Genomic DNA, 23,432 nt, shown 5'->3' with positions numbered 1-23,432 from the left:
CGTTTCCCCAACTCAAACCGGCTCACGCATCATCTCGAGATACTCGCGCAGGCGCTCGATCGAGTCGCTGAAATCCTCGTCGGAAGCGAGCGCCACTTCCGGCATGGCGACGATCTCGATCGAATTGAGGATCAGCGTATCCATGCTGTTGAAATACTGCACCCACCAGACATTCTTCAGCCGCGTGCTGGTGATCCGGCAGTTGCCGTAGCCGCGCGACAGGATCGACACCTCGCGGTGGCCGAGCCAGCCGTACAGCGTATCGAGGTCGGCATCGCTGACCGGCAGCAGGGTCAGGTTGATGACGTGCGCGCCGTCGCCGGCCCGCCAGGCCGCCGCCTGCTGGCGGATTTCCTCGACCAGCGCTTGGGCATTCATGCAGCCGGCCGGGTAGGCCGGGGCCGGCAGATCGGCGACCGCCGTCTGCAGCATGGCATCGGTCAGCACGCTCGGGATGATGCCGGTTTCCAGCCGGTCGACCAGCATCGTCCCGTCGTCGGCCACCTGCAGCACGCGCCAGAGGCCGGCGAAGGCGGTTTCCTGGACGCGCCAGTGGGCCGGCGCGGTGGTGAAGGCGCTGACTTCGCCGAAGCCCATCGACTGGTTGATGACTTCACGCAGCAGCGCTTCCAGGCCGAGCAATTCGAGCTTGGCGCCGCCGGCGAAGCCGACCGCGACCGCCCCGTCGACAAAAATGTCGAGCAGGCGAGCCGCCTGAGCCACCGCAGCGGCCGGCGCATCGTAGGGCAGGCTGGGCGCCGAGAAGGTTTCCATGCCTTTCGGCATCGGCAGGTAATCCGGCGCCTCGTCGCCTTGCGAGCCGGGGCCCATGGCGACGACGGAAATCGGGAAGGGACGCATCATCGAGGGGTTCATGCACAGACTCCTGGGTTACCGGCGACGCGGACGGGAATGCCGATCGGCTTCGGCTGGGCCGGGCCGCTGAGCAGCCGGACGACTTCGTTCTGGTAGTCGACCCAGTCGCGAATGCCGTTGAGCACGCCGACGAAAGCGCCATCGCGCAGGAAGACGACGGCCGGCGCGCGCGGCACGCCGTATTGCTGCATCAGGCCCGGCGCAAAATCGGGGCCGGCCACCCAGCGCGCGATCTGCGCGCCGACCGGCTTCAGCGCCTCGGGCAGGATGACGCAGGCATCGAGCACTTCCAGATTGCGCTGCGGGTCTTCGGTCAGCAGCAGCGCGGTCAGGCCGGCCGGAAATTCCGGATCCCTGCGGTCGACCCGGTAAAAACCGTGTTTTTGCTGCATCCGGCCGAGTGCCGTTTCCAGCCGCTCAAGCGAGGTCGGGCCGGCTTTGAGTTCGAGACTCATGATGTTTGTGTCCTCAGGAATTCGGGAAGTTGCGGTTCGCGGTCAAGATCGGCGAAGAAGGCGGACAGGTCGGTTTCACCCGACTGCACGGCGGCCAGCGCATTCAGTGCGGCATTGATGCTGGCCGCCCGCTCGGCATCGATCACCTCGCGCGCCGCATCGAGAAAGCAAAGCAGCCAGCTGCCGACCGGCTGCGCGCCGACCAGGCTGAGGTCGATGCGGACCTCGCCGTTGCGGCCGACACAGCGCGCGAAATGGGCGCCGCATTCGAGCACCTGGACGGGGATGCCGAGACACATCTCAGGCTTCTTCCAGATTCAGGAAACGGGCGTCGCCCAAGCGGTAGGCCTGGCTGGCCGACGGCCGCTCGCCTTCGTAAACCTCGATCGCCAGTGCCGCATCGGTGAGGCTGGCGGCCTTGCCCTGGCGCACGCGGGCCGGCGCCCCCCAGCGTTCCAGCCAGGAAAAGGCGATATCGAGGGCCGGTGCCATCTGCGCCTTGACGATATCGCGCAGGCTGCCGCCGTAGTCTTCCAGTTCTTCCGGCTGGACGCCGATCAGCACCAGTTCGGCCGGCAGCTTGCCGGTCAGTTCGGCCGCCATCAGCACTTCCTGGAAACCGGTCTGGTGCAGGCTCATTTTCTTGGCGCCCATGAAGCGCGGTACCTGGTCACCGACCACTTCGCGCAAGTTGCCGGGTGCATCGCCGTAATCGACCGCGTCGAAAACCAGCAGGCAATCAGCCTCCTGGACGTAAGGCAGCAGATAGAGGCCTTGCGTGCCGCCATCCATCAGCTCGACCTGCGGCGGAAACTCCCAGCCGGCATTCAGCGCCTCGACGCAGCGCACGCCAAAGCCCTCGTCGGCCCACAACAGGTTGCCGATACCGAGCACAAGAATGCGTTTGGAATTCATCGTTACCTCCAGAAAAAAATGCCCCGGTCGCGTCAGGTGCGAGCCGGGGCCAATGCAAGGTAAGACACCTAATCCTTGAACATCCGCCAGCCGGAAATCATCGTCGAGATCAGGCTCTGCCGACTCATGATGTCCTCGCGGATCGCCGCGTAAATGTGCACCAGCGCGAAAGTCATCATGATCCACATGCCCAGGCGGTGCAGGTTATGCACCTGCATCGAGCCGCCCAGCGCCGGGATCACCCAGCCGAAGGCGAGGTCGCTCCAGTGGCCGAGGCCGGCTCCTTCGCTGTAGATGGCGAAGCCGGTGAACACCATGCCGACCGCCAGTACCGTGAAGAAGAAGAACATCATCAACTGCGCCATCGGGTTGTGCCCGACGTATTTTTTCGGCGTCTTTTCGAGGAAGAGATACCAGCGCAGTTCGAAGAAGACTTCGCTCCACCAGTGCTTGTTGCTGATCGGCAGCATGAAGATCTGCCGGGCGTGGTGATTGCCGACGAAGGCCCAGTAGATACGCGCCGCCAGGCCGATGGCGAAGATGTAGGCGGCGGCGAAATGGGCGAAACGGATGTAGCCCATCAGGAAATTGGCCGATGCCTCACCTGGCTGGGTCGGCAAGGGTGTGCCGATGAAATAGCCAGTCACCGCCAGCACCACCATGGCCAGCGCATTCAGCCAGTGCCACAGACGGACTGGCGCTTCGTAGACATAGATCGAACGGACCTGTTTGCCGTGCCGTTCGGCCTCCAGCATGTCCTGTTGAGAGAGCATGATTGCCTCCTTTCCGGACCGCTCAGCGGACCTTGACCGTCGTCATTTCCTGGCCGTCCGGGCTCATCACGTGCGTCGAGCAGGCCAGGCAGGGATCGAAGGAATGCAGCGTGCGCAGGATTTCCAGCGGCTCGTCGGCCTTGGCGACCGGGGTGTCCATCAGCGCCGCCTCGAAAGCGCCGATCTGGCCCTTGTGGTCGCGCGGCCCGCCGTTCCAGGTAGTGGGAACGACGCACTGGTAGTTGTCGATCTTGGTGTCCTTGATGCGGATCCAGTGGCCGAGCGCACCACGCGGCGCTTCGGTGAACCCGGCCCCCATGGCCTCTTTCGGCCAGGTGCTCGGCTCCCATTTCTCGATATTGGCGGTGTTGAGGTCGCCGGCCTTCAGGTTGGCCATCAGCTTGGCGAACTGTTCCTGCTGGAGTTTGACGCAGTAGGCCGTTTCCAGACCGCGCGCCGCGGTGCGGCCCAAGGTCGAGAACAGCGCGGTAACCGGCACGTCGAGCTTTTTCAGGGCGCCTTCGACCAGGCCGTGGATTTCCGGGTACTGCTTCGGCTGCAGGTAGCCGAGCACCATGCGCGGCAGGCAGCCGACCTCCATGGCGTGGCCGCGCCAGCGCGGCGCCTTGATCCACGAGTATTTGCCGCCTTCGTCGAGTTCCTCGATGCGGGTCTTGCTGCCCTTGGTCTTCGGACCAAGTTCGAAATTGGGTTCGGTGACGCCGTCGAACGGGTGCAGGCCCTTGGTTTCGTCCGGGTACTTGTACCAGGAGTGGGCGACGAATTCCTGCACCTGTTCCGGGTCTTTCAGGTCGACCGGGTGGATTTCGTCGAGCTTGCCGTTGATGATCGCGCCGCGCGGCAGCAGCAGGTTGCCGCTGGTGTAGTCGTTGGCCTTCTGCGGAATGTCGCCGTAGGACAGCATGTTCTTCGACGACAGGCCGCCGCCGTAGCCCCAGCCCTTGTAGAAGCTGCCGATGGCGAGCAGGTCGGGGATGTAGACCTGTTCGACGAACTCGGCGCAGCGGTCGATGATGCTCTTGACCAGGTTCAGGCGCTCCATGTTCACCGCGCCGACGGCGCCGACCCCTTCGAGGTTGATGGCGCAGGGCACGCCGCCGACCAGCCAGTTCGGGTGCGGGTTCTTGCCGCCGAAAATGGTGTGCACCTTGACGATTTCCTTCTGGAAATCGAGCGCCTCCAGGTAATGCGCCACCGCCATCAGGTTGGCTTCCGGCGGCAGCTTGTAGGCCGGGTTGCCCCAGTAGCCGTTCATGAAGGGGCCGAGCTGGCCGGATTCGACGAACTTCTTCAGGCGGTTCTGGATGTCGCGGAAATAGCCCGGCGAGGACAGCGGCCAGCTGGAAATGCTCTGGGCCAGCGTCGACGTTGCTTTCGGATCGGCCTTCAGCGCCGACACGACATCGACCCAGTCGAGCGCGTGCAGGTGATAGAAGTGCACCAGATGGTCGTGAACGTAGAGGTTCAGCTGCATCAGGTTGCGGATGGTGTTGGCGTTTTCCGGAATCTGGATCTTCAGCGCATCCTCGACGGCGCGCACCGAAGTCAGCGCATGGGTGCCGGTGCAGACGCCGCAGATGCGCTCGGTGAAGGCCCAGGCGTCGCGCGGATCGCGGCCCTTGAGAATCACTTCCAGACCGCGCCACATGGTGCCGGTGGACACCGCGTTGCGGATGACGTTGTTGCTGTCGAGATTGACCTCGACCCGCATGTGCCCTTCGATGCGGCAAACCGGGTCGACGACGACGCGTTTGCCGGAGTTATCAACCTTGAAGCCCTGGGTTTCGTAGGCAGCCATCTTATTTTTCTCCCTTTTGTTCTTCAGTCTCGCCAGCCTTCTGGCGGGCGCGGGCCAGTGCCGTCACGGCAGCATGGGCGGCAATCGCCGCACCGACGGTGCCGGCTGCCGCCTTGCCGATGGTGTCGGCATTGGCTTCGACGCCGAAGGCCTTGATGTCGGTGACGCGGTCGTAGAACGAACCCTTGTCCCAGAAGCCTTCCTCGGAGCAGCCGATACAACCGTGGCCGGACTGCACCGGCCAGCTGACGCCGCCATTCCAGCGCATCGACGAACAGGCGTTGTAGGTGGTCGGCCCCTTGCAGCCCATCTTGTACAGGCAGTAGCCCTTGCGCGACCCTTCGTCGTCCCAGGCTTCGGCGAACTGGCCGGCGTCGAAGTGGCCGCGGCGATAGCACTTGTCGTGGATGCGCTGGCCGTAGAACATCTTCGGCCGCCCCTGGCGGTCGAGTTCGGGGATGCGGTCGAAAGTCAGCATGTAGGTCACGACGCCGGTCATCACTTCGGCGATCGGCGGGCAGCCCGGCACGTTGATGATCGGCTTGTCGGTGATCACCTTGTGCACCGGCGTCGCCCGGGTCGGGTTCGGCTTGGCGGCCTGCACGCAGCCGTAGGACGCACAAGCGCCCCAGGAAATGATCGCCTTGGCGTCGGCACAGGTTTCGCGCAGCTTTTCCACGAACGGGCGGCCGCCCTGGATACAGAACATGCCGTCTTCGTTGAGCGGCGGATTGCCTTCGACGGCGACGATGTAGTTGCCCTTGTACTTCTTCTTGACCTCGTCGAGGATCGCTTCGGCCTGGTGGCCGGCGGCGGCCATCAGCGTGTCGTCGTAGTCGAGGGAGAGCATCGAGAGCACGACGTCCTTGGTCAGCGGGTGCGCCGAGCGGATGAAGGATTCGGAGCAGCAGGTGCATTCCAGGCCGTGCAGCCAGAGCACCGGGGTGCGCGGCTTGTTTTCCAGCGCGTGGGCGATGCGCGGTGCGGCGGCGCTGCCCAGGCCGAGCGAAGTCGCCGTCAGGCTGCAGAATTTCAGGAAGCTGCGCCGGGTGATACCCTGACGGCGCAGCACTTCGTAGAATGTCTCGGTCACTTGTTGTTCCCCCGTTTTTGTCGCGTGCAGTGGAACGACAGGTGCAAGCCTTGTGCCACCTGCCAAGGAACTGATCATTCGCGATAGGAATCAAGGCATTAAGTCGCCTTGCGGCGAGGACCGCCAGCCCTGCCTCCCGGGCAAAACAATGGTTACAGACAATCCATAGTGAAAGCACAGTTTCCACCCCGTTTCGACAGTCGCCGCCAGGGATTGACGGCAGTTAAGGCGATTCCCCTTGGCGCGCTTACAATCGCGGAAAAAAAGAGGGGGGACTGTGCCGAAGATTGCTGAACTGATTTCGTCTGCCTGCGAGCAGGTTTCACCCGATACCAGCCTGGGCCGGATTGCCGCGCTGATGGTCAACTCCGGCACTTCCTCGGTCATCGTCATCGACCGGGAGATCGACCAGGACAAGGTACTCGGCATCGTCACCGAAAGCGACATGCTGCGTATCCAGCGTCAGCATCTGGCCCCCACCGCCGCAGTCCGCGACAGCATGACCCAACCGGTGCACTGCGTGCCGGCCGCGATGGATTTCCGCCAGGCCTACCGCGAGGCGGCCAGCCTCGGCATTCGCCACATCATCGTCATCGACGAGGCCGGCAAGCCGCTCGGCGTCGTCAGCGAGGCCGATTTGCGCCGCCATCTCGGGGCCGATTTCTTCCATCACCTGAACAGCGTCGATACGCTGATGGAACGGCTTTTCCCGCGCCTGCCGGCCACCGCCACGCTCGATGAAGCGCTGGCCGCCATGGAAGCCGTCCGCGCCAGTTGCGCTGTGGTCGTTGACGGTCGCCAGCCGCTCGGCATCGTCACCGAACGCGATGTGGTTCGCCTGTTCGCCAGTGGCGCCGGCAATCCGCCACTCGGGGCGGTGATGACGCAGCCGCCGATCAGCATCCACGAAGACAGCGCCCTGGCCGATGCGGCCCAATGCATGCTGGACCGCGGAATTCGGCATTTGACGGTAGTCGACCGCAGCAATCGCCTGGTCGGCCTGCTTTCCGAACATGCGCTGATGCGCCCGCTCAAGCTTGACCTGGTGGACGACGCGCTGGCCGACCGCCTGGCCCTGACTAGGCAGCGCGACCAGACGCAGGATGAAAAGGCCCGCAACGAACGCTATCAGCGCGCCCTGCTCGACAATTTCCCCTATCTGGTCTGGCTCAAGGACACCGAGTCGCGCTTTCTGGCCGTCAACCGGGTCTATGCGACCGCCGTCGGCGAGAGCTCGACCGCCAACCTGATCGGCAAGACCGATTTCGACTTCTGGCCACCGGAGCTGGCTGAACGCTACCGTGCCGACGACGCGGCCGTGATGGCCAGCCAGCAGAAGAAGATCGTCGCTGAGCCGATCGCCCGCGCCGACGGGCTGGCCTGGCACGAGACCTACAAGGCGCCGGTCATCGACGACGACGGCACCCTGCTCGGCACGGTCGGCTTCGCGCTCGACATTTCCCGGCAACGCCGCTCCGAGGAGGCGATCCTGCTGCGCAACGCGGCACTCGCCGGCCTGATCCGCAACGAACCGCTGATCGGCGTGCTGGAACTGATCGTCCTCTCCGTCGAAACGGAAATGCCGGCCTGGACCTGCGCCATCCAACTGCTCGACGACGACGGCCTGCACCTGCGCCCCTTCGCCGCGCCACGCCTGCCCGACAGCTATGCCAGAAGAATCGGCAGCATTCCGCTCGCTGCGGGCAGCGGTGCAGCAGCCTTCCTGCACCAGCGGGTGCTCCTCGAAGAAATCGCCGATCAGCCTTACTGGGAACAATATCTGGATGCCGCCCGCGAAGCGGGCTTTGCCGCCTGCTGGTCGGAACCGATCCTCAGCCCGCAGGGCCAGTTGCTCGGCACCTTTGCTGCCTACAACCGCCAGCCCGGCGCGCCCAGCCATGAAGATATCGCCCTGCTCACCCAGTCCAGCCAACTGACGGCGCTGATCCTGGCGCACCAGCAGGGGGGCGACCAGCTGCAAAAAAGCCTGGAGACCTTCCGCGGCATTTTCGACAGCATCAGCGAAGCGGTCTTCATCCAGAGCGAAGACGGCTGCATCCTCGATGTGAACATCGGGGTCGAAGCCCTGTTCGGCCATCCCCGCGCCCGCCTGCTCGGTCAAACCCAGGCCATGCTCGGCGCCCCGGGGCTGAACGACATGGCACTGGTAGCGCAGCGGATCAAGGCCGCCATCGCCGGTACCCCGCAGTATTTCGAATACTGGGCGCGCAGTGCCGGCGGCCGCATCTTTCCGGTCGATGTCCGGCTGCACCCCGGCTCCTATTTCGGCCGGCCGGTGATGATCGCCTCGGTGGTCGACATCAGCGAACGCAAACGGGCGGCGCTGCGTCTCGAAATCGAGCACGACCTGGCCCAGGCCCTGGCCGCCGGCCTGCAGCGCGAAGAAGTGCTCAGCACCATTCTCAAGGCGGCGCTGCGCTTCCCCGACCTCGATGCCGGCTGTATCTACCAGCGCACCCCGGACGGCGGCTATCGGCTGCTCGCCGACCAGGGCCTGTCGGCAAAATTCGTTGCCGAACATCGCACGCTGCCGGCCGACCATCCACAGGCCCTAAGCATCGCCGACGGCAAGCTGGTCTGCAGTTGCAATGACTTCAACAAGCATTGCAACGATGACGAACTGATTGCCTCGCCCGATCTGGCCGCCGAAGGCCTGCGCTGCCTGACCGTGCTGCCGGTGCTGGTTGCCGGCCAGGCGGTGGCCGGCCTCTACCTGGCCGGTCGCCAGGCCAGCCAGATTTCGCCGGACACCCTGCAGGCGCTGGAAACGCTGGCCGGCAATTTCGGCCAGACCCTGCTCCGCCTCGATGCCCAGGAAGAGGCCGCACGCCTGCAACACAACCTGAGCGGCCTGTTCAACGCGCTGACCGACCTGATCTTCATCTTCGACACCAGCGGTCGCATCCTGCATCACAACCAGGCGGTCAACGAACGCCTGGGCTACCCGCCGGACACACTCAAGACGCAGCACATTGCTGCGGTCCACCCGCCGGAAACGCGGGAAATGGCCACGCACTACCTGGGCGAAATCGTTGCCGGCCAGCGTTCGACCTGTCCGCTGCCGCTGCTGCATGCCGACGGCAGCCCGGTCATGGTCGATACCCGGATCATCACCGGCTACTGGGACGGCCAGCCGGCGCTGATCGCCATTGCCCAGGACATTCGCGAGCGGCTGATCGCCGAGGAACGCCAGAAGCTGGCGGCCAGCGTCTTCGACAACGCCCACGAAGGCATCATGATCACCGACCCGGCCGGCCGCATCGTCGAAGTCAACGGCACCTTCAGCGAACTGACCGGCTATGCGCGCAGCGAAGCAATCGGCCAGACGGCGGATTTGCTCAAGTCTGGCCATCACCCGCCCGAGTTCTATGCCACGATGTGGCAGACCATCCGCGAGCAGGGTTTCTGGCGCGGCGAAGTCTGGAACCGCAAGAAGACCGGCGAAATCTTCGCCGAACTGCTGACCATCTCGACCGTGCGCAACCGCGACGGCGCGGTATCGCACTTCGTCGGCATCTTTTCCGACATCACGCTGATCAAGGAACACCAGAAACGGCTGGAACACCTGGCCCATTTCGATGCCCTGACCCAGTTGCCCAACCGCATGCTGCTCGGCGACCGGATGCAGTTGGCGATGGCACAATCCGAACGCAACGGCAAGACACTGGCCGTCTGCTATCTTGACCTCGACGGCTTCAAGCCGGTCAACGACCAGTTCGGCCACGCCATCGGCGACCGCCTGCTGGTCGAGGTCGGCCAGCGTCTGAAAGCCTGCGTCCGGGCCGGCGACACGGTATCCCGGCTGGGCGGCGACGAGTTCGTGCTGCTCTTCTCCGATCTCGACGATGTCCATGAATGCGACCACGCCATCGGCCGCGTCATCGGGCAACTGACCACACCCTTCCGCATCGGTGGTTACGAAATCTCGATATCAGCCAGTATCGGTGTCACCCTCTACCCGCAAGACGGCTCGGACAGCGACACCCTGCTCCGCCACGCCGACCAGGCGATGTATGCCGCCAAACAGGCCGGGCGCAACCGTTTTCACCTGTTCGACCCGGAAAACGACCGCCGTGCCCGCCTGCGCCGTGAGGAAATCAGCCGCATTCGTCAGGCCCTGAACGACCACGAGTTCGTTCTTCACTACCAGCCCAAGGTCGACATGCGCCAGGGCAGCGTGATCGGGGCCGAAGCGCTGATCCGCTGGCAGCACCCGGAGCGCGGCCTGCTGCTGCCGGCCGATTTCCTGCCCGCCATCGAAGGCAGCGAACTGTCGATCACCCTCGGCGACTGGGTGATCCGCGAAGCATTGCAGCAACTTTCGCTCTGGCGTAGCGCCGGCCTCGAGATCGCGGTCAGCGTCAATATTGCCGGCAACCATCTGCAGGCTCCCGGCTTCGCGGCCCGCCTCGGCGAACTGCTCGCCGCCCATCCGGATGTCCCGCCGCACAGCCTCGAACTGGAGGTGCTGGAGACGGCGGCACTGGAAGATATCGCCAACGTCGCCGCACTTTTTGCCGAATGCCGACGCCACGGGGTCAGCTTCTCGCTCGACGATTTCGGCACCGGCTATTCATCGCTGACCTATTTCCGCCGACTGCCGGCCGACATCCTGAAAATCGACCAATCCTTCGTCCGCGACATGCTCGACGACCCGGACGACCTGGCCATCGTCGAAGGCGTCATCGGCCTGACCCGGGCCTTCCAGCGCAAGGTGATCGCCGAGGGCGTCGAAACGGTCGAACACGGCATGGTGCTGCTGCAACTCGGCTGCGACATGGCGCAAGGTTTCGGCATCGCCCGCCCGATGCCGGCCGGCGAGCTACCGGCCTGGGTCGACAGCTTCCGACCCGATGAATTGTGGAGTTCGAGCACCGCCTTTCTCTGGTCGCGCGACGACTTGCCGATGCTGATTGCCGAGGTCGAACACAAACGCTGGAAACTCAAGCTGCAGGCCTATCTCGACGACACCAGCGGAACCTTGCCGGCGCCCCACGACGACCACCAAAACTGCCGCTTTGGTCGCTGGTATTACGGCCCGCACAGCCAGCGCTACCGTGCGCTGGACGGTTTTGCCGAACTGGAGCAGGTGCACCGCCGCCTGCACGAAATCGGCCGTGAACTGTGCGCCGGCCGCGGCAGCGACGAGCCGGCCAGCCGGCCCTTATTGGCCGAACTGGAAGAGCTCGCCAGCCAGATGAGCAGTCATTTGCAGCAAATCCAGGCGGAGGTTCTACTCTCCGATCAATCGACCAGGCGATAGGCCGGCGTTTTCAGGCCACGCACCGCGGCCAGCAGGGCATCGATCGCCTTCGGCCGGACAAAGCCGGCGCGCCAGCCAAGGGCGATGCGGCGTGCCGGTTCCGGCGGCCGGAAGGGAATGACGCTGATCATGTCGTTGCTGTAGGGATGGCGCAAGGCGCCATCGGGCAGGACGGAGACGCCAAGGCCGGAGGCCACCATGCAGCGAATGGTGCCGATCGAATGACCCAGCCGGATATCGGTTTCCGGACTGCTCACCTGCGGACAGGCGCCCAGCACCTGATCGCGGAAACAGTTGCCAGCCTTGAGCAGCAGCACTTCATCACCGGCCACCTCCTCCGGGCTGATGCTCTCCTTGCCTTCCCACGGATGGCCGCGCGGCACGATGACCTTGAACGACTCGTCGTAGAGCGGCCGGGTCAGTACGCCGGGTATCTCGAAGGGCAGGGCGATGATGACCACGTCCAGTTCGTTGTCGCGCAGCATGTCGGCCAGGTTGGCCGTCATGTTTTCCTCGATGGCCAGCGGCATTTCCGGCGCTACCGATTTCAGGGCATGGATCAGTTGCGGCAGCAGATACGGCCCGATCGTATGGATGATGCCCAGGCGCAGCGGCCCCTCCAGCTGATCGCGGCCGCACATGGCGATCTGACGGACTTTTTCCGCTTCCTGGAGGGCGAGCTGCGCCTGCTCGACCACCTTCAGGCCGACCGCACTCGGACTGACAAAGCCCTTGCCGCGCTCGAACAACTGCACCCCCAGTTCATCCTCCAGCCGGGCGATCGCCACGCTCAGCGTTGGCTGGCTGACGGAACAGCGCTCGGCCGCCCGACTGAAACTACCGTCCTGGGCCAGCGCCACGATGTAACGCAACTCGGTCAGTGTCATCTAACTGCTCTCCATAAAACAAAATGGGGTCTAAAGCCCCTTTCAGCTATAGGGAATACCTATAGCCTCCATAACCAAAACCCATAAAAATCATTGACTTGGATCAATACTAGCATAGCCCCCAAGGGGAGAATGCCCGAACCGAGCATTTCAACCAGGGAGAACACAAGATGAAACGCAGCATGTTGGCCAGCACAATTGCACTACTTTCCGGCGCCCTGATCAGCCAGGCGGCAGTTGCCGCCAACCAGGAACCGATCCAGCCGATCACCCCGGCCAAGGTCACCAACCCGGCCCTCGTCGAACTGGGCAAGAAGCTCTATTTCGACCCGCGTCTCTCCAAGTCCGGCTTCATTTCCTGCAACTCCTGCCACAACCTGTCGATGGGCGGCACCGACAACATCAAGACCTCGATCGGCCACAACTGGCAGGAAGGCCCGATCAACGCACCGACCGTGCTGAACTCCAGCCTCAATCTCGCGCAGTTCTGGGACGGCCGTGCCGCCGACCTCAAGGCGCAGGCCGGCGGGCCGATCGCCAATCCGGGCGAAATGGCCTTCACCCATACCCTGGCGATCAACGTGCTGCAGTCGATTCCGGCTTACGTCGGCGAATTCAAGAAAGCCTTCGGCAGCGAGACGGTCGACATCGAAAAAGTGACCAAAGCCATCGCCGCCTTCGAGGAAACCCTGGTCACCCCGAACTCCCGCTTCGACAAGTGGCTGAAGGGCGACAAGAAGGCGCTGAGCAAGAATGAACTGGCCGGCTACCAGTTGTTCAAGGACAGCGGCTGCGTCGCCTGCCATAACGGCCCGGCCGTCGGCGGCAATTCCTTCCAGAAAATGGGCGTCGTCGAAGCCTACAAGGCCTCCAGTCCGGCCGAAGGCCGCTCCGCCGTCACCGGCAAGGACGCCGACCGCTTCAACTTCAAGGTGCCGACCTTGCGCAACGTCGAAATGACCTATCCGTACTTCCACGACGGCGCCGCCAACACGCTGAAGGAAGCCGTCGACACGATGGGCCGCCTGCAGTTGGGCAAGAAGTTCAGCGATGATGAAAATGCCAAGATCGTCGCCTTCCTGAAGACCCTGACCGGCGACCAGCCGAACTTCAAGATGCCGATCCTGCCGCCGTCGGCCGATGCAACGCCGCGGCCGACCCCGTTCGAGAAGAAGTAATCTCCCCGACCATCCCGCCACGGGGGCTGCGGCCCCCGTTTTTCTTGGTCTTTTTGTTTGATGATCATCAATCTGTCGGTACACTTGCGCGTTCATAATTTGCGCCTGATTTCTTTCGGTTTTTCCCCTGATGCTTGAAGCTGACAATCTGGAATGCGTGCGCGGCGAGCGCCGCCTGTTCGCAGGCCTCAACTTCAAGTTGGAAGGCGGCGAACTGCTGTATCTGCAAGGCCGCAACGGCGCCGGCAAGACCAGTCTGCTGCGCATGCTGATCGGCCTGCTGCCGCCGGAAGCCGGCGAAATCCGCTGGCGGGGCATGGCCATCGACAAGCTGGCCGACGAATTCCGGGCCGATCTCTGCTACCTCGGCCACCTGAACGCCATCAAGGAAGAATTGACGCCACTCGAAAACCTGCTGGCTGCCGCCCGCCTGGCCGACGAAACGCTGTCCGAGGACGACGCCATCGACGCACTGGAACAGGTCGGCCTGGCCGGCCGCGAAGACCTCGCCTGCAAATACCTGTCGCAAGGCCAGAAGCGCCGCGTCGCCTTGGCCCGCCTGGTCACCGAGAAACGCCCGCTGTGGATCCTCGACGAACCTTTCGTCGCCCTCGACGTCGCTGCGGTCGACTGGCTGGCCGGCATCATTTCCGGCCACCTGCAACGCGGCGGCCTGGCCGTGATGACAACGCACCAGCTGGTCAATATCCCGGCCGGCCAGGTCCGCGAATTGCGGATCGGCGGATGAGCGCTCGCCCATGCTGAAAATCGTCAGCGCGGTGATCGGCCGCGACCTCAAACTGGCCATGCGCCGCCAGGCGGACATCGTCTCGGCACTGTTCTTCTTCATCATCGTGGTCAGCCTGTTCCCGCTCGGCATCGGCCCCGAACCCGATTTGTTGCGCAAGCTGGCCCCCGGCGTGCTGTGGGTGGCGGCGCTGCTGGCGACCATGCTGTCGCTGCCCCGGCTGTTCGCCGACGATCACCGCGACGGCACGCTGGAGCAACTGGCGCTGGCGCCACACCCGCTCGGCCTGGTCGTCACCGGCAAAGTGATCGCTCACTGGCTGGTTTCCGGCCTGCCGCTGGCGCTGATCGCCCCGGTCCTCGGCATCCAGTTCGACCTCTCGGCCGACGCGCTGCTCGTGCTGACCGGCGCCATCCTGCTCGGCACCCCGGCCCTGTCCGGCATCGGCGCCATCGGCGCGGCACTGACCCTCGGTCTGCGCGGCGGCGGCGTGCTGCTGTCGCTGCTCGTGCTGCCGCTCTACATCCCGGTGCTAATATTCGGCGCTGGCGCAGTCGATGCCACGGTGACCGGTCTCGGGGGGGAAGGTCATCTTTCCCTGCTCGCTGCCATTACTTTTGCCTCTGTCGGCTTCGCCCCCTGGGCGACGGCCGCTGCCTTGAAGATCGCCCTCGAATGAAAGATCGCTTCAATCTCTACCGCTTCGCCTCGCCGGCAACGTTCTACCCGCTGGCCGGTACGCTGATTCCCTATTTCGCCGCCATCTCGGTCATCTTCGGCCTGGCCGGACTCTATCTCGGCATGCTGGTCGCGCCGACCGACTTCCAGCAGGGCGAGGGCTACCGCATCATCTTCATCCACGTCCCGGCCTCCTGGATGTCGATGTTCATCTATCTGGTCATGGCTTTCTGGGCCGCCATTGGCCTCGCCTTCAACACCCGGCTGTCCGGCATGATGGCGCAGGCACTGGCCCCGACCGGCGCGCTGATGGCCTTCCTGTCGCTGTGGACCGGCGCCCTGTGGGGCAAGCCGATGTGGGGCGCCTGGTGGGTGTGGGATGCCCGGCTGACCTCGGAACTGATCCTGCTCTTCCTTTATATCGGCTACATGGCGTTGACCGCAGCGATCGACGATGCCCGCCGCGCCGACAAGGCGGGCGGCCTGTTGCTGCTGGTCGGCGTCGTCAATGTGCCGATCATCTATTTCTCGGTGAAGTGGTGGAACACGCTGCACCAGGGTTCCAGCGTCAACCTGACCAAGTCGTCGATGGCCGAGACCATGCTCTGGGGCATGCTGCTGATGGCGATGTGCTTCTGGATGTACTCGATCGCCGTCGCCCTGATGCGGGTGCGCACCATCATGCTCGAACGCGAGCGCCATACCGACTGGGTCAAGGCCGAACTGGCCGGACAAGTGGCCGGAGGTAAAAAATGATCCACTGGAACAGCTTTGCCGACTTTCTCGCCATGGGCGGCTACGGCTTTTACGTCTGGGGCTCCTTCGGCGCCACCGTGCTGATCATGGCGATTGAACCGATCATGGTCGCCCGCAATCGAAAGACCACCATTACTCGTCTGCAGCGCCAGATGAGGGCAGAAACCCGCGCTGAAAACAGGAACACCGCAGAATGAAATCCCGTCACAAGAAACTCGCCCTGATCGGCGGCGCGCTGGCTGTCGTCGGCATCATCGCCGCCCTCGTTCTCAATGCGCTGAACAGCAACATCGCCCTCTACATTTCGCCGACCGACGTCGCCGCCGGCAAGGCTCCGCAGGGCAAGGTCTTCCGCATCGGCGGCCTGGTCAAGGAAGGCAGCCTGCAGCGACAGGCCGATGGCGTCACCATCGCCTTCATCGTCACCGATACCGACCAGGACATCACCGTGAACTACAAGGGCATCCTGCCCGACCTCTTCAAGGAAGGCAAAGGCGTCGTCGCCCAGGGCAAGATGGTGGACAACGGCACTTTCAGCGCCAACGAAGTGCTCGCCAAGCATGACGAGAACTACATGCCGCCGGAAGCCGCCAAGGCCGTCGGCGACGCCCACGAACGCGCTGCCGAAAAGAAGGCGGCCGCGGCTGCCAGTGGCGCCCAACCGAAAGCGAGTTACTGAGCATGATTCCCGAACTCGGCCATTTCGCGCTGATCCTCGCTGCGCTGGTCGCGCTGGTCCTCGGCACCCTGCCGCTGATCGGCGCCCACAACAACCGCCTGGCCTGGGTCGCCGTCGCCCGCCCGGCCGCCTCGGCGCTGGCGCTGCTCGTCACCTTCTCCTTCGCCTGCCTGACCCAGGCTTTCGTCAGCAACGATTTCTCGGTGGTCTATGTCGCCCAGCACTCCAATTCGCTGCTGCCGCTGCAATACCGCGTCGCCGCCGTCTGGGGTGGCCATGAAGGCTCGCTGCTGCTGTGGATGCTGATGCTGACCTGGTGGGCCTTCGCCGTCGCCATGCTGTCGCGCCAGTTGCCGGAAACCATGGTCGCCCGCGTCCTCGGCACGCTCGGCCTGGTCGCCTTCGGCTTCCTGCTCTTCATCCTGATCACCTCCAGCCCCTTCGAGCGCCTGCTGCCGGGGGCCGCCGAAGGGCGCGACCTCAATCCGCTGCTCCAGGACTTCGGCCTGGTCATCCACCCGCCGCTGCTTTACATGGGCTACGTCGGCTTCTCGGTGGCCTACGCCTTCGCCATCGCGGCGCTGCTCTCCGGTCAGTTGGACGCCGCCTGGGCGCGCTGGTCGCGGCCGTGGACAACCGCCGCCTGGGTCTTCCTGACCCTCGGCATCGCCATGGGCTCGTGGTGGGCTTATTACGAACTGGGCTGGGGCGGCTGGTGGTTCTGGGATCCGGTCGAAAACGCCTCCTTCATGCCCTGGCTGGTCGGTACGGCGCTGATCCATTCGCTGGCGGTCACCGAAAAGCGCGGCAGCTTCAAGAACTGGACGGTCCTGCTGGCGATTTCCGCCTTCTCGCTGTCGCTGCTCGGCACCTTCCTGGTCCGTTCCGGCGTGCTGACTTCGGTCCATGCCTTCGCCACCGACCCACGGCGCGGCATTTTCATCCTGATCTTCCTGGTCGCTGTGATCGGCACCTCGCTCGCACTGTTCGCCTGGCGCGCCCCGAAAGTCGGGCTGGGCGGCCGCTTCGGGCTGGTTTCGCGCGAATCGCTGCTGCTCACCAATAACGTGCTGCTCGTCGTCGCCTGCGCCACGGTGCTGCTCGGCACGCTCTACCCGTTGCTGATCGACGCTCTCGGTGTCGGCAAGATTTCGGTCGGCCCACCGTACTTCAATGCCGTCTTCGTGCCGGTGATGACGCCAATTCTATTCCTGATGGGCGTCGGCCCCTTCGCTCGCTGGAAGGAAGCATCGATTCCCGACATCGCCCGCACCGTGCGCTGGGCGCTGGCCGCCGCAGCCATCGTCGCCATCGCCCTGCCGCTGCTTTATGGCCAGTGGTCGGCGTTGACCGCGCTCGGCATCCTGCTCGCCGCCTGGATCGTATTCACCGCGCTGATCAACTTCGTCGAACGCGTCCAGCACACCCGGGCCGGCCAGTCCTTCCTGAGTGCTGCGCTCAAGCAGCCGCGCAGCTTCTTCGGCATGCATGTCGCCCACATTGGTATCGCCGTCTTCGTCGTCGGCGTCACCATGGTGAGCAGCTTCCAGGAAGAAAAGGACGTCAAGATGGCGCCCGGTGAAAGCGTCGATGTCGCCGGCTACCACTTCACCTTCAACGGCGTGAAGGCGGTCGAGGGGCCGAACTACGTCGCCGCCCAAGGCGATTTCGATCTGGCGGTGAACGGTAAATTCCTGCACAAAATGAATCCGGAAAAGCGCAATTACCATTCCTCGACGATGCCGATGACCGAAGCCGCGATCGATGCCGGTCTGCTGCGCGACGTCTATGTCTCGCTCGGCGAGCCGATCGACCGCGACAAGCCGGAAGGCGAATGGGCGGTGCGCGTCTATTACAAACCCTATGTCGACTGGATCTGGGGCGGGTGCGTGCTGATGGCGCTGGGCGGCTGCCTGGCCCTGCTCGACCGCCGCTATCGCGTCAAGGCCCGCGCTGCCGCCACCATTCCCGCTGGAACCCAACAAGCATGAACCGTTACTACTGGATTCTGGGCGCCTTTGCCGCCCTCGTCGCCCTGCTCGCCATCGGCCTCAACCTCAACCCGCGCGACGTGCCGTCACCGCTGGTCGGCAAGCCGGCGCCGGCCTTCAACCTGAACGTGCTGGCCAAACCGGAAACCACGCTCGGCCCGAAGGACATGCAGGGCAAGGTCTGGCTGCTCAACGTCTGGGCCTCGTGGTGCGTCTCCTGCCGCCAGGAACACCCGGTGCTGGTCGAGTTCTCGAAGAAAGTGAATGTCCCGCTGATCGGCCTCAACTACAAGGAAGTGCGGGGCGACGGCGGTTTCGACATGAGCAAGATGGCGGCCGATGAAGAGAAAAAACTCGCCTTCGAGCGCGCCAACAAATGGCTGGCCGACCACGGCGACCCGTACACGCTGACCGTGATGGACCTCGACGGCCGGGTCGGTATCGACTACGGCGTCTATGGCGTGCCGGAAACCTACGTCATCGACAAGGCCGGCCTGATCCGCATGAAGCATACCGGCCCGATCACGCCCGAAGTGCTCGGCAAGAAGATCATGCCGCTGCTCGCGGAGCTCAACAAATGAAGCGCTTGCTGACGCTGGTTTTTGCCCTTTTTATCGCGTCGACCGCCGCACTGGCCGTGGACAGCGCCACCGAAGCGGCGCTGGCCGCCGACCCGGTTGCCGAAAAGCGCCTGCAGAAGCTGTCCGAGGAACTGCGCTGCCTGGTCTGCCAGAACCAGACCATCGCCGACTCCAATGCCGAACTGGCCCAGGATTTGCGCCGCGAAGTGCGGACGATGATCAAGGACGGCAAGACGGACAAGGAAATCGTCGATTTCATGGTCACCCGCTACGGCGATTTCGTGCTCTACCGGCCGCCGGTCAAGGGCATCACGCTGCTCCTCTGGGGTGGCCCGGTCGCCCTGATGCTGCTTGGCCTGTTCATCCTGCAACGCTATCTGCGCCGCCGGACCACCCGCATCAATGCCGAAGACCAGCCGCTCTCGGCTGACGAAGCCAGCCGCGCCGACGCGCTGCTCAAGGAAAACACCCCGAAATGACCCAGTTCGCCCTTTTCGCCATCCTGCTCATCGTGGTGGTCGCCGCCTTCATTTTGCCGCCGCTTTGGCTCGGCCTGCGCGCCCCCAAGCCGAAAGCCGACCGCAAGGAAGCCAACCTCGCCATCTTCCGCGACCAGTTGACCGAACTCGAACGCGAGAAGGACAACGGCACGCTGGCCGATAGCGACTTCGAGCAGGCCAAGCGCGAACTGCAACGGCGCCTGCTGGAGGAAGTCGAACCGGCCACCGCCGAGGCGACCGTCCCCGCCAGCCACGGCCCGAGCCGCAAGACGGCAATCGCCCTGCTCCTGCTGCTGCCCATCCTCGGCCTGCTCGGCTACGGCATTCTCGGCAATCCGCGCGCCCTCGACCCGGCCCAGACCGTTGCCAAGCCACAGATGACGCCGGAACAAATCAACGGCATGGTCGCCAAGCTGGCCGAACGCATGCAGGCCAATCCGGACGACCTCAAGGGCTGGCTGATGCTGGCCCGTTCCTACAAGACCATGGGCCGCTACGAAGAAGCTGCGGCCGCCTACGGCAAGGCCGAAAAGCTGGTCAACGAAGACCCCGATCTGCTTGCCGCCTACGCCGAAACGATCGCCATGGCCCGCGGCGAAGGCCTCAAGGGCAAGCCGATACAGCTTGTCGAAAAGGCCCTGAAGCTCGATCCCAAGCACGGCCACAGCCTGTTCCTGGCCGGCGCCGGAGCGATGGAAGCCGGTGACAACAAGAAGGGCATCGCCTATTGGGAAGCCCTGCTGCTGCAGGTCGAGCCGGGTTCGGAAATCGACCAGATGCTGCGTAGCGGCATCGACAAGATGAAAGCCGGCGGCTAAACAATGGTCGATGCAGGGCGCCGCGCCTTCTTCCGCGGTCGACCGCGTCCGAAGGCCGAAATCCGGCCGCCCTGGGCGCGCGACGAGGCGGCCTTCATCGATCACTGCACACGCTGCAACGACTGCCTGAAGGCCTGCCCGCAGCACATCCTGGTCGCCGGCGACGGCGGCTACCCGACCGTCGATTTCAAGGTCGGCGAATGCACCTTCTGCGGCGATTGCGTCAGCGCCTGCCAGCCGAAGGCCCTGTTGCGCGCCAAAAATGCCGCCCCCTGGCCGTACACCGCCAGCATCGGCGAAGACTGCCTGCCGCATCAGGGCGTCGAATGCCGGGTCTGCGGCGACTATTGCGACGCCCGCGCCATCCGCTTCACGCCGCGCCTCGGCGGTAGTCCGCTGCCGGAAATCGACCGCGAAAAATGTACCGGCTGCGGCGCCTGCGTTGCCCCCTGTCCGACGCTGGCCGTCACCATACGCAGCTAAATCGCCGGGCGCGTTCCGCTCGGCCGCCAATGGCGCTATGCTTGTCGCTACAACGCAATTCGCCACCCGGAGACAAGCAATGACGCAACAAAAATACCGCCTCGTGACCCGCAGCGACTTTGACGGCCTGGTCTGCGCCGTGCTGCTCAACGAACTTGACCTGATCGACGACATCAAGTTCGTGCACCCGAAGGACATGCAGGACGGCAAGGTGGATATCACCGGCAATGACATCACGACCAACCTGCCCTACGTCGCCGCCGCCCATCTCGCTTTCGACCACCACCTGTCGGAAACCATCCGCAATACAGGCGAGCGCAAGAACCACATCATCGAAGCCGACGCCCCCTCGGCGGCGCGCGTCGTGTACAACTACTACGGCGGCAAGGAAGCCTTCCCGAACATCACCGACGACATGATGGATGCGGTCGACAAGGCCGATTCGGCACAATTCAGCCGCGACGAGATCCTCAATCCAAAGGACTGGGTGCTGCTCAATTACCTGATGGATGCCCGCACCGGCCTCGGCCGCTTCCGCGAGTTCCGGATCAGCAACTACGCGCTGATGATGGATCTGATCAAGTACTGCCGCAATCACGGCATCGATGAAATCCTCGCCCTGCCGGACGTCAAGGAACGCGTCGAACTCTATGTCGACCAGGCGGAAAAAGCCAAGGACCAGATCCTGCGCTGCACCACCGTGCACAAGAACCTGGCCGTACTCGACCTGCGCAACGAAGAAACGATCTGGGCGACCAACCGCTTCATGATCTACGCGCTGTTCCCGCAGACCAACATTTCGATCCACGTAATGTGGGGCGTCCAGAAGCAGAACACCGTCTTCGCCACCGGCAAGTCGATTCTCGATCGCGGCAGCAAGACCAATGTCGGCGAACTGATGCTGGCCTACGGCGGCGGCGGTCACCAGGCGGCCGGCACCTGTCAGGTCGCCAACGATCAGGCGGCGGAGACGCTGCAGGCGCTGATCGCCAAGATCAACGCCGAGGGCTGATCAGTCTTCGAGCGGGACAGGCGGGATGAGCGGCGGCGGCGAAAAGCCCAGTTCGATCATCTCCGTCTCCAGCTTGATGCGCAGCACCAGCAGGCCCTGCAAACTCTCCCGGGCCTTGTCGTCGGCCCAGGTGGCGTGATGCTCGCCCAGACAGCGCTCGACCTCGTAACGATTGGCCAGGCTGACGCCGCAAATGGCGGCATAACGCCGAATCTCGTGATCAAGATCGGCCAATTCGCGCTCATAATGTTCAAATCCGCTCATGGATCGAGCATACCCTGAAAGGAGCGACCATGCACAGGCTGCAACTTCCCGCCGCCCACAGCAAGCTGGCACCGGCATTTCAGGATATCGTCGCCGCCGAACGCTGGCTTGCCGCGCAAGCCGCCAACCAGCCCTGGCCGCTGTTGAGCGCCCTGACTGGCCAGATCGAGGCAATCGATGCCGCGGCCCTGCCACCACCGCTCAGCCTGCAACTGCTCAATCGCCTGCGCTCTGCCGCCCTGCCCGTGCAGGCCAGCCAGGAGGCACGCTACAACCGCAAGGCACTGCCCCTGACCGCCGACGAACAGCAGGTTTTCGCGATGGCTCAGCGCCTGTGGCGCCAACTGGGCATCGCCTACCTGCGCCTGGCACCGCACTTTGCCGGCACCGACAAGTGCCTGTCGCTGCACCGCGCCGCCAACGCCATCCGGCTCGCTCAATTCACCTGCTACCAGGCCAGCCAGGCCTGTCCGCCCGAGCTCGACCACCTGCTGCTGGCCATCCTCGCCCAAGCCGAGAGCGCCGGGGTCCTGCGCCAGGCGCTGGGCGATCCGGACTACCCGCACCTCGGCGAAGCGAATATTGCCGGGCTGCTGAGCTGGGCGATCCTGCTTCGCCTGGCCGACCCCTATCACTTTTCCTCGGCCCAACTGGCCGTCGCCAACCGGGCGCTCAGCCGCTGGCGTGAACTGTGCGCGTTCCAGAGTGCGCCGGACAGTGATCGAAAAACACTGACCATCCCGCTCGCCCCGCTGTTCGGCGGCCCGCTGCCGGCTGGTCTGCCGGGCTGGCTCAACGTGCGTTCGGTCGACCGCAAGATCCGTTTGCGGATCGAATCGCTGCGCGCCGGCGAAGCGCCGGAGGCCCTCAAGCTCGGCCGCGAACTATCGGCCGCCGCCTGTATCCGTTTGCTCAGTGACATCGACCACCATCTGCGCACGCCACCCTCGGTCCCCAGCCAGGCCAGCGGCGAAATCGAACTGGCCTTTGGCGCCGAAGACGCCTACGCCATTTTCAAGGGAGAAGAACTCAACCCGGGGAGCGGCATGAATGCGCGCAGCACTTCGATTGCCCATCAACGGATGGCCCTCTTCGGCTTCGACAGCCTTTCGCAGATGCCCACCGCCGTCCAGCGCATCGACGTTCCCAGCGAAACCTGGTCGCGAACCGACGGGCAAGTGACGCGGCTCGAAGCCAATGGCCCACGCCTGCAGGCGCCCTGCCTGATTGCCACCCTGCAAGGCGATCAGCCCTGCCTCGGCGTGCTCTCCCGGCTGCTCGCCGCGGAAGACGGGCAACTCCATGCCCGGCTCGACTGGTACTCGGAACAGATCGAAGCCTGCACCCTGCAACGAGTCGCCGCCAGCCCGCCGGGCCAGCCACGCCACGCCGCCTTCGTGCTGCGCAGCGGCAGCGACATCTCGCTGCTGGTCCCGGTCACCGCCGGCATCCGGCTCGATATCGGGGTGGCGCTGGAATGCGCCTCGGTCGTGCACCTGGTGCCGAGGGAAGTCATCGAGCGCGGTGCCGACTTCGTCCGTTACGCCTGCCGGCCGGCTTAACTTACCCGCCAAGAAAAAGGCCCGTCCGGCGACGGGCCTTGCTGGCCGCAGCCCGAGGGCTGCGGTGGACCACCGGTTTT

23 protein-coding genes are annotated in these 23,432 nt (G+C 64.3%); 14 read left to right on the top strand and 9 right to left on the bottom strand.

Annotated elements, in window-relative coordinates:
* Positions 1–12: 12 nt before the first annotated feature.
* The 7 genes from AT959_RS17900 to AT959_RS17870 all read right to left on the bottom strand — a co-directional run bounded on the left by AT959_RS17900 (position 13) and on the right by AT959_RS17870 (position 5,931).
* Positions 13–876, bottom strand: a complete 864-nt coding sequence (locus AT959_RS17900; protein WP_066886131.1) for a hydrogenase expression/formation protein — start codon at positions 874–876, stop codon at positions 13–15.
* Positions 873–1,331 carry a thioredoxin domain-containing protein gene (locus AT959_RS17895; protein ID WP_066886128.1) on the bottom strand — a complete coding sequence of 153 codons (459 nt, stop codon included), beginning with the start codon at positions 1,329–1,331 and terminating at the stop codon, positions 873–875. Before AT959_RS17895 ends, AT959_RS17900 begins: the two co-directional genes overlap by 4 nt.
* Positions 1,328–1,630, bottom strand: a complete 303-nt coding sequence (locus AT959_RS17890) for a HypC/HybG/HupF family hydrogenase formation chaperone (protein WP_066886125.1) — start codon at positions 1,628–1,630, stop codon at positions 1,328–1,330. The genes AT959_RS17895 and AT959_RS17890 overlap by 4 nt, the downstream gene beginning before the upstream one ends.
* A 1-nt stretch (position 1,631) precedes the next feature.
* Positions 1,632–2,246, bottom strand: coding sequence for a HyaD/HybD family hydrogenase maturation endopeptidase (locus tag AT959_RS17885; protein ID WP_066886122.1), 615 nt, complete (start codon positions 2,244–2,246; stop codon positions 1,632–1,634).
* Positions 2,247–2,314: 68 nt separating this feature from the next.
* Positions 2,315–3,019, bottom strand: a complete 705-nt coding sequence (gene cybH, locus AT959_RS17880; RefSeq protein ID WP_066886119.1) for a Ni/Fe-hydrogenase, b-type cytochrome subunit — start codon at positions 3,017–3,019, stop codon at positions 2,315–2,317.
* Positions 3,020–3,041: 22 nt separating this feature from the next.
* The gene (locus tag AT959_RS17875) at positions 3,042–4,838 is read right to left on the bottom strand and encodes a nickel-dependent hydrogenase large subunit (protein WP_066886116.1); all 1,797 of its coding nucleotides are present in this window, start codon (positions 4,836–4,838) and stop codon (positions 3,042–3,044) included.
* Between the two features lies 1 nt (position 4,839).
* Positions 4,840–5,931: a hydrogenase small subunit gene (locus AT959_RS17870; RefSeq protein ID WP_066886112.1), complete on the bottom strand. Its 1,092-nt coding sequence runs from the start codon at positions 5,929–5,931 to the stop codon at positions 4,840–4,842.
* A gap of 277 nt (positions 5,932–6,208) precedes the next feature.
* On the opposite strand from AT959_RS17870, the gene AT959_RS20705 reads away from it, so the two are divergent.
* The gene (locus AT959_RS20705; RefSeq protein WP_169795482.1) at positions 6,209–11,215 is read left to right on the top strand and encodes an EAL domain-containing protein; all 5,007 of its coding nucleotides are present in this window, start codon (positions 6,209–6,211) and stop codon (positions 11,213–11,215) included.
* Here the strand turns inward: AT959_RS20705 and AT959_RS17860 are convergent.
* Positions 11,197–12,102 carry a hydrogen peroxide-inducible genes activator gene (locus AT959_RS17860; RefSeq protein ID WP_066886109.1) on the bottom strand — a complete coding sequence of 302 codons (906 nt, stop codon included), beginning with the start codon at positions 12,100–12,102 and terminating at the stop codon, positions 11,197–11,199. The two genes, AT959_RS20705 and AT959_RS17860, sit on opposite strands and share 19 nt — an antisense overlap.
* A gap of 170 nt (positions 12,103–12,272) precedes the next feature.
* Here AT959_RS17860 and AT959_RS17855 point away from each other — a divergent pair, with 170 nt between their 5' ends.
* From AT959_RS17855 to AT959_RS17800, 12 genes are all read left to right on the top strand, one after another.
* Positions 12,273–13,280 carry a cytochrome-c peroxidase gene (locus AT959_RS17855; protein WP_066886106.1) on the top strand — a complete coding sequence of 336 codons (1,008 nt, stop codon included), beginning with the start codon at positions 12,273–12,275 and terminating at the stop codon, positions 13,278–13,280.
* Positions 13,281–13,410: 130 nt separating this feature from the next.
* Positions 13,411–14,028, top strand: a complete 618-nt coding sequence (gene ccmA / locus AT959_RS17850) for a cytochrome c biogenesis heme-transporting ATPase CcmA (protein WP_066886103.1) — start codon at positions 13,411–13,413, stop codon at positions 14,026–14,028.
* A gap of 10 nt (positions 14,029–14,038) precedes the next feature.
* On the top strand, positions 14,039–14,707 hold the full coding sequence (gene ccmB / locus AT959_RS17845; protein WP_066886100.1) for a heme exporter protein CcmB: 669 nt from the start codon (positions 14,039–14,041) through the stop codon (positions 14,705–14,707).
* Positions 14,704–15,462 (top strand): heme ABC transporter permease CcmC, encoded by a 759-nt coding sequence (gene ccmC / locus AT959_RS17840; protein WP_066886097.1) that lies wholly within the window; start codon positions 14,704–14,706, stop codon positions 15,460–15,462. The genes ccmB and ccmC overlap by 4 nt, the downstream gene beginning before the upstream one ends.
* On the top strand, positions 15,459–15,659 hold the full coding sequence (gene ccmD / locus AT959_RS17835) for a heme exporter protein CcmD (RefSeq protein ID WP_066886094.1): 201 nt from the start codon (positions 15,459–15,461) through the stop codon (positions 15,657–15,659). The genes ccmC and ccmD overlap by 4 nt, the downstream gene beginning before the upstream one ends.
* The gene (ccmE, locus tag AT959_RS17830; RefSeq protein WP_066886091.1) at positions 15,656–16,141 is read left to right on the top strand and encodes a cytochrome c maturation protein CcmE; all 486 of its coding nucleotides are present in this window, start codon (positions 15,656–15,658) and stop codon (positions 16,139–16,141) included. The genes ccmD and ccmE overlap by 4 nt, the downstream gene beginning before the upstream one ends.
* A gap of 2 nt (positions 16,142–16,143) precedes the next feature.
* Positions 16,144–18,132 carry a heme lyase CcmF/NrfE family subunit gene (locus AT959_RS17825; protein WP_066886089.1) on the top strand — a complete coding sequence of 663 codons (1,989 nt, stop codon included), beginning with the start codon at positions 16,144–16,146 and terminating at the stop codon, positions 18,130–18,132.
* Positions 18,129–18,713 carry a DsbE family thiol:disulfide interchange protein gene (locus AT959_RS17820; protein ID WP_066886086.1) on the top strand — a complete coding sequence of 195 codons (585 nt, stop codon included), beginning with the start codon at positions 18,129–18,131 and terminating at the stop codon, positions 18,711–18,713. Before AT959_RS17825 ends, AT959_RS17820 begins: the two co-directional genes overlap by 4 nt.
* The gene (locus AT959_RS17815; RefSeq protein ID WP_066886082.1) at positions 18,710–19,192 is read left to right on the top strand and encodes a cytochrome c-type biogenesis protein; all 483 of its coding nucleotides are present in this window, start codon (positions 18,710–18,712) and stop codon (positions 19,190–19,192) included. The genes AT959_RS17820 and AT959_RS17815 overlap by 4 nt, the downstream gene beginning before the upstream one ends.
* Entirely contained in the window at positions 19,189–20,031 is an 843-nt protein-coding gene (gene ccmI, locus AT959_RS17810) for a c-type cytochrome biogenesis protein CcmI (protein ID WP_066886078.1), read from the top strand. The genes AT959_RS17815 and ccmI overlap by 4 nt, the downstream gene beginning before the upstream one ends.
* Before the next feature lie 3 nt (positions 20,032–20,034).
* Entirely contained in the window at positions 20,035–20,514 is a 480-nt protein-coding gene (gene napF / locus AT959_RS17805) for a ferredoxin-type protein NapF (RefSeq protein ID WP_066886075.1), read from the top strand.
* A 79-nt stretch (positions 20,515–20,593) separates the two neighbouring features.
* Complete coding sequence (locus AT959_RS17800) at positions 20,594–21,526, top strand: exopolyphosphatase (protein WP_066886073.1); 933 nt, start codon at positions 20,594–20,596, stop codon at positions 21,524–21,526.
* On the opposite strand, the gene AT959_RS17795 is transcribed toward AT959_RS17800, so the two are convergent.
* Entirely contained in the window at positions 21,527–21,790 is a 264-nt protein-coding gene (locus AT959_RS17795; RefSeq protein ID WP_066886070.1) for a hypothetical protein, read from the bottom strand. It lies immediately after the preceding gene.
* 29 nt (positions 21,791–21,819) lie between these two features.
* Between AT959_RS17795 and AT959_RS17790 the strand changes: the two genes are divergently transcribed.
* Positions 21,820–23,352, top strand: coding sequence for a hypothetical protein (locus AT959_RS17790; protein WP_066886067.1), 1,533 nt, complete (start codon positions 21,820–21,822; stop codon positions 23,350–23,352).
* Positions 23,353–23,432: the final 80 nt, after the last annotated feature.

Source organism: Dechloromonas denitrificans, assembly GCF_001551835.1.
GTDB classification, from domain to species: domain Bacteria; phylum Pseudomonadota; class Gammaproteobacteria; order Burkholderiales; family Rhodocyclaceae; genus Azonexus; species Azonexus denitrificans.
The sequence above is the reverse complement of the archived record's forward strand: the minus strand, read 5'-3'. Positions and strand labels throughout refer to the sequence as shown.